The organism is Pseudomonas taiwanensis (genome assembly GCF_013393345.1).
Taxonomy (GTDB): domain Bacteria; phylum Pseudomonadota; class Gammaproteobacteria; order Pseudomonadales; family Pseudomonadaceae; genus Metapseudomonas; species Metapseudomonas resinovorans_C.
On sequence record NZ_QJRF01000036.1, the window covers coordinates 1 to 5,695 of the forward strand.

At 58.1% G+C, this 5,695-nt stretch carries 6 protein-coding genes; 1 reads left to right on the forward strand and 5 read right to left on the reverse strand.

Going from position 1 to position 5,695, the window contains the following annotated elements:
• Positions 1-84 precede the first annotated feature (84 nt).
• Positions 85-300 (reverse strand): PAAR domain-containing protein, encoded by a 216-nt coding sequence (locus DM872_RS05020; RefSeq protein WP_256873294.1) that lies wholly within the window; start codon positions 298-300, stop codon positions 85-87.
• Here DM872_RS05020 and DM872_RS30840 point away from each other — a divergent pair.
• Complete coding sequence (locus DM872_RS30840; RefSeq protein WP_256873295.1) at positions 223-408, forward strand: hypothetical protein; 186 nt, start codon at positions 223-225, stop codon at positions 406-408. The two genes, DM872_RS05020 and DM872_RS30840, sit on opposite strands and share 78 nt — an antisense overlap.
• A gap of 49 nt (positions 409-457) precedes the next feature.
• Here DM872_RS30840 and DM872_RS05025 read toward each other — a convergent pair whose 3' ends face one another.
• The 4 genes from DM872_RS05025 to DM872_RS05040 all read right to left on the reverse strand — a co-directional run.
• On the reverse strand, positions 458-1,459 hold the full coding sequence (locus tag DM872_RS05025; protein WP_179058417.1) for a DUF6708 domain-containing protein: 1,002 nt from the start codon (positions 1,457-1,459) through the stop codon (positions 458-460).
• The gene (locus DM872_RS05030; protein WP_179058418.1) at positions 1,459-4,029 is read right to left on the reverse strand and encodes a T6SS effector BTH_I2691 family protein; all 2,571 of its coding nucleotides are present in this window, start codon (positions 4,027-4,029) and stop codon (positions 1,459-1,461) included. Before DM872_RS05030 ends, DM872_RS05025 begins: the two co-directional genes overlap by 1 nt.
• Positions 4,030-4,037: 8 nt before the next feature.
• Positions 4,038-4,910, reverse strand: coding sequence for a DUF4123 domain-containing protein (locus tag DM872_RS05035; RefSeq protein WP_179058419.1), 873 nt, complete (start codon positions 4,908-4,910; stop codon positions 4,038-4,040).
• Positions 4,910-5,695: bacteriophage T4 gp5 trimerisation domain-containing protein (locus DM872_RS05040; RefSeq protein WP_444860445.1), on the reverse strand; the 786-nt coding region annotated here is incomplete at its 5' end. The genes DM872_RS05040 and DM872_RS05035, both read right to left, overlap by 1 nt.

Consider the following 5,695-nt stretch of genomic DNA (forward strand, 5'->3'; position numbering starts at 1 on the left):
CCGCCGGGAAACAGAAATCCGCCGGCTTGATGCTGGTGTGACCGCTGATGGCCTGGAGTACAGATGTCCTGGGTCATGGGCTCCCTAAGTTCTGTCGTACTGACCTGCGCATGAGGAATACACGCTGCACCCACAAGCGAGCTGCGCAGGCTCGAACACCAGCGGGCGTCCGTTCATGATGGCCGAACTGTCGCCGCCGGATGCCAGCGGGAATCTGCCCTTGTGGGTCGGGCACTGGGCATGGTCGCCCAGCAGGCACTGCGGCCTGCCGTCCACGGGGAATCCGCTGGCCTCTACCATCGCGCCGCCGCCGGAATGGCCGTCTCCCAGCCGAATCGCTCCACCCATCATGTGCTCCTTGAAATGTTCTACGTGGAAACCGATGGCATTCGCAATGAATGGCCATGAACGAAAGCTCTACCCTAAATCTCCAGCACTGCGATCGCGTTGCTCGTGATTAATCTCTACGTCCTGCCTCTTCGATGGCGCGCGGGAACCGCGGCTCGTAGCACAGCAGCAGCGACAGCCAGTGGCCGGTGGCGTGGATAAGGATGACCGGCAGCATCAGCAAGTTGGCCAGGACGAACACCCACAGAGTGCGGTTTTGCAGAAAGCGGGTGTCCAGGCCCCAGGCGGCCTTGAGTGATAACCAGGGCCAGGGGAATTTGCTGAGGAGCTTTTTTGGTGCGGGTGCGGCGGCGGGGCCGTCTTCCATGTAGCGGCGGATGTACTCCCAGAACGCCAGCAACTCACTGGCGTTATGGGTCGGCTTGCCGACGAAGGTCACCTCAAGGTCGTCGGTAAGCGTGCCATGCAAATCCACGCCATCGCCCCGGTCCCAGACCAGGATGACGAAACCGCCGGTGCCATCCAGTTCACTCATGTTCTTGTCGATAAGTACCTCGGTCTTATCCCAGTCCATGATGCGGATGCCGCCCAAATGCTTGGGGCGCAGCAGGTAGACTTTGCGAGTGATGCGGTTGAAACGAACGATAATGCGGCGGGCGGTGAGGGACTCGAGTCTGAAATATCGAAATGTGTATTTTAGAAACACGCCAAGAATTGTCATAAAAAATAGCGGGAATAGTGGTAGAAAGAAATAGTCCTTGCTGGCAAGAGGTACATCTTCGTAGTAGCCATGGCCTGCGATAATATATTCGGCTGCAGTGCTAGAGAACTTCAGTAGGAAATAGAAGAGAAACCAATAAATCCAGCCTAGAAATATGGTGATTAAACCTCTCTTCTCATCGCTGGGCGTGCGGAGATCAATTACGGTGTCGTTATACGCATAGATTGAGTTGTTGTCGTAAACGGTTTTTGAGATAGACTCAGTTACACCTTCCGGGGCATGAAGTTCAGTCTGTCCAGGTTGCCGTTGTTTTTTGTTGAATCTTTCAACGGCCTCTTCGTAAGTCATTAAACTCTTTGACCATTGAAATCCCCATTCAAACAAATACATCAGAGTGTGCTCCCGATTGTGCGCTGCATGATTTCGATTTCTCTTTCCTCGGTCTTGGCAATGCCGTTTCTGCGATTCTTTCGGAAAGTGCAATGGTCCAAATAACGCTCCAAGGCGTTGGGAAGTATGAATATTTCAATCAAAATCAATACAAGAATGACGTTATTGACTCCTAAGAACAGTCGGAGCATAGGAACCATACGACCAGCCATGGCGGTAGATACTTGAGTTCCTCGTTCAAATACAGGTCCAAGAATGGGGCTGGTTCCGTACTTCTTAAGTAGATATTCAAAATATGGACCTGCACAACCCAGCCCGATTGCAATCGACAGGCTCGCTGCGCCTAGTTGTGTGCTTGCGCGTAAGATGTACACGCCCGCTATCGAATGCTTATTAAACTTATAGCTTTCATAGGCATCCACAATGTCATACCACGCCCCGACCAGAGCAGCGGAGCCAGCCAAAACCCCAGCCCCCAACCGCAAACCACCACTGAACACCTTGGCGCCTTGCTGAACTGCCGCATTGCCGCTTCGCTCGGCAAACCCCACGGCGGTAGCGCCCACTTCGACGCCGGCGGCGCTAAGGGCCACCAGTGCCGCCACGGCCTCGATGTACTCCCTGCTTCGCTTGTCTTCCGTTGCCAGCTTGTTGTAGAGGTTCCACATCTCCAAAAACACAAGGGCGCCGCCAATACGCATTTCCGTCATCGCCCCCATGTTGCCCGCGCGCAATGCCTCGTCGAGGCTGCGGGCGGAGGCATGGTCTATGCGGGCCACCGTCCCTCTACTCAAGGGCTGTCCACCGCGCATTTCTAGCCGGAAGTGTTGTGCAAAGCGTCCTAGCCTTGCATGTATGGCCGAGGCAACCACCTTGTTGACTGGCTTGTCCACGAGGGTTGCAACCGTGCTTTGGAACAGCGAGTTGCCCAGCGTGTTGATGAGCATTGCACTGCCCACCAGGTAGCTGGAGGGCGGTCCCGCTATCGAGGCGTCCGCCAACGAATCCAACAAGGCGTGGCTCTTGTCGTACAGGTTTGCCAGCTTTTTAAGCCGGTCTTGCAACGCTGTGGGGTCGAGAACCGCCAGGGCACCCTGTTCGTTAAACAGCTTGTCGACCTCGTCCTCGATGGCATCCTGATTCTGCGCCAGCGAGCGCCAGAACAGGTTTTTCCTGGATATCCCCGCTTCGCGCCAGCGTTCGAGCAGTGCCTCGCCGACCGCGGTGGCATTCATGCCGGCGATGGCCTTGCCCATCTGGTCTTCGAACAACAGGGCCTGCTCGGTATCGTTGCGGTCGAAGGCATCAAGCGCTTCGAGAAGCTGTTCGCTCTTCAGCCAGAGCAGGTGGTCCGCCGCTCGCGCGTCCTTGGCGGTGTCCGCCTTGTCGACCGCCTCGCGATAGCGCGTGAGGAAGTCCTGGCGCATGTCTTCGTTGATGTACCCGGCGTATTTGTCCCAACTCTTGGCGCGACGGTCTTGGGCGGCCGCCTCCTGTACCTGTCGCTGATGTTGCGGATTGCGGAAGTTCTGGTAGTTGCCCGACGATTGCACGACCGCGTGCCGATTACTCACCTCGTACTCGGGGTCCGTGTAGCGCACGCCGATGTTCTGCTGCTGCTGGTAGTAGCGCTGCTCGGCTTCATCCTCCACGAGCTTTTTGATGTTCTCGATGGCAAAAGCGATGGTGAACTTACGATGGTTGGTGAGTTTTTCCCTGTCCTCACACGCCATAAATTCCTCGAGGGGCTCGGTGCTTGCGTTGCGCCAGGCATTGAGCTCCTGGACGATTCCAAGGGCATCATTCAGGACGATGGCGGCGCCACGTTGCTCCTTGCGGCCAGCGGCAGGCATCATTTCGGCGCGTGCAGACTGCAGCGGCGGGGGTAAGGTGGTGAAGGCTTGCTTCTTCAGTTGTTCCTTGAGTCGCGGTTTGCTGTCCGCCGCAATATCCGCGACAAGGCCGAGTTCGCCGTAAGAGAGAACATTGTCCATTGGTGGCGGCTCTGCCGAGGCCAGTTTGGCAACGTCCACCGACGTCATCATGTCCCGGTACATCTTCAGAACACGGTACTTGTTCAGCCCATCCCTGGTCAGGGGCGCCGGGCTGTAGAGCAAGCGCAGGCCTTCGATGCCGTCCACATCGTTGAGCTTCAGCATCCAGGTCAGCCCCTTGATGCCTTTCACGCCGACACTGACCGATGCCGGCGGAGCCCAGGGCAGTTCTGCTTCGATGAAATGGAGGGTGCCGAGTTCGGAGACGCGGTACTGGCTGTGCCATGCATACGGCTCGCCCTTGCGCTTGATGAGGACGTACAGAAAGCCCTCGCGCAATGGCCGCAATGCATAGTCGGATTGGCTGAGCGCACCGACCTGATGAGGCCGACGCAGATGCGCCGGCAGAGAAGGCAATTCCCCCCTCTGAATCTCGGTTCCTCCGACTACGCCGTATCGGAGGGGCAGGATGGTGAAGGTGCGTGTGCAGGTAACTTCTGCGTTCGGATTCAACACGCTGTCCAGCAGGGTGCGGTTTTCCGAGCACTGATCGAAGGTGTTTTTCCATTGGTACATGGTGAGGTTCACTCGATATTTGGGCGGATGCGCGCTTTTAGCGCCAGTGCAAGGGGGCGGCCATCGTCGCGCGCCTCTGCCAGGGCTTCCTGCCAAGCAGGCGTTGCCTGCAATTCCTGGCCATGCAGGGTGAGGAGGGTGACGTAGTCACCCCGGTCCCCTGGGCGGTTCAAACCGTTTTCTTGCGCTTCTGCCAAGAGCTTTCGAACCTGGCCAAGCCGGGTTCCATAACAGTTTTCTGATAGGGCAGCCGCAAGCGGCTCTTGGAGTTGGTCGGCTAGGTGATAGCTCAGCGGGTCTCCGGCCAAGGCGTCCCAGCAGGCCTGGTCAAGCTGGATGAGTGGAACCCCCCAGCATTGCGGCTGGTCGTAGCCCGAATAGTGCCGCCAGGCTCTATGTTCAGGATGAGGCTCCATCACCCACCATGAATGGATTGGGGCAAGCAAGTGGGCGATGCCGGGCAAGTCGTGGCGGGCGTGCAATACGGGAAACGCCTGCTCGGTGTGAAAGCGCAGCATGTAGGTACCGCCATCGGGCCCACGCGCGGTGGTGCCCTGGCCCAGGTGGTGGGCCAGCTTTGAGAACGCCAGCGTACTGACCAGCCAACCGCAAAGCGCATCGCCTGCCATCTCGGTCAGCGCGCAATGGAAGTCATGCTGGCCCTGAAGGTCGGCATGCTGCCCCGGAGAGAACAGCCAAGGACCAACGTCACGGAGGTTCGAGAAGCACTCTTGGTAGAGGATCGGAGCGCTCTCGCTGTACCGGTCCGTGAGGCGTTGACGTTCGACCTCCGGCACTCGGGCCATTTCCACGATGGCGCTCAATCGATGGTTCGGTGCCTGTCGCAGCTGCTCGACCAGTCCTTTTGCGAAGGGAGTCATTAGTTGAGTGCTCCTTCCATCCGAATCAGGCTGCGCCCTTCGGCTATGGCCTTGAGCAAGCAACCCAGGCACACGGGCTCGCCCAGGTCCGGCACGCCGTCGATGGCGATGCTGTTGGAGCTGCCGCCGGGGTTCAGCGTCAGGGGTCCCAGCATGCGAATTGCGATTCCGTCGAGCGTTATCCCGCTGCCGTCGATTCGCAGCGTTCCTCCTGGAGCTCTAAGCGTTATGCCTTTTGCGGCAAGAATTTCGTAGTCTTGGGTGCGATGCGTGATGTGCTGGCTTGCCTCCAGTTCAATGTGGCCTTCAACGCGTTTTTCGAGGTGCCCGCCAATCTGTATCCAATGGTTGGCCGTTGTCTTGTCGTGACGGTTGTTGCCTACCTCTTCGACACGGTCTTTGGTTGTGACGATGACTTGGTTGCGGCCAATGTTGAGGTAATCGTCCTGACCGATATCATGGCGACGGTCCCTGCCGATGGAGATGGTCTCGTCGTTGCCGACGTCCTCCTTGCGGTCGTGGCCGATGGAGACGGTTTCATCGTTCTCCACGCGCTCGCTGCGGTCGTGGCCGACCTGGGTGGTCTCGTCGTGGTTGACGACGTTGTTCTGGTCCTTCTGGGCATGGATGAAGATTTCTTCCTGCCCAGCCTCGTCCTCGTAGCGCAATTCGTTGAAGCCGCTGCCCTTGTGGGTCTGGCTCTTGAGAGACATCCGCGTCTTGTGCGCCGGCAGCTCGTACGGCGGTCGCTGGTGGGCGTTGTAGGTCCGGCCGGTAATCACCGG

Bases quoted from the DNA above. Each gene is read 5' to 3' on its own strand.
- DM872_RS05025 (WP_179058417.1), bottom strand. From the start codon at position 1,459: ATGTATTTGTTTGAATGGGGATTTCAATGGTCAAAGAGTTTAATGACT.
- DM872_RS05020 (WP_256873294.1), bottom strand. From the start codon at position 300: ATGGTAGAGGCCAGCGGATTCCCCGTGGACGGCAGGCCGCAGTGCCTG.
- DM872_RS05035 (WP_179058419.1), bottom strand. From the start codon at position 4,910: ATGACTCCCTTCGCAAAAGGACTGGTCGAGCAGCTGCGACAGGCACCG.
- DM872_RS05030 (WP_179058418.1), bottom strand. From the start codon at position 4,029: ATGTACCAATGGAAAAACACCTTCGATCAGTGCTCGGAAAACCGCACC.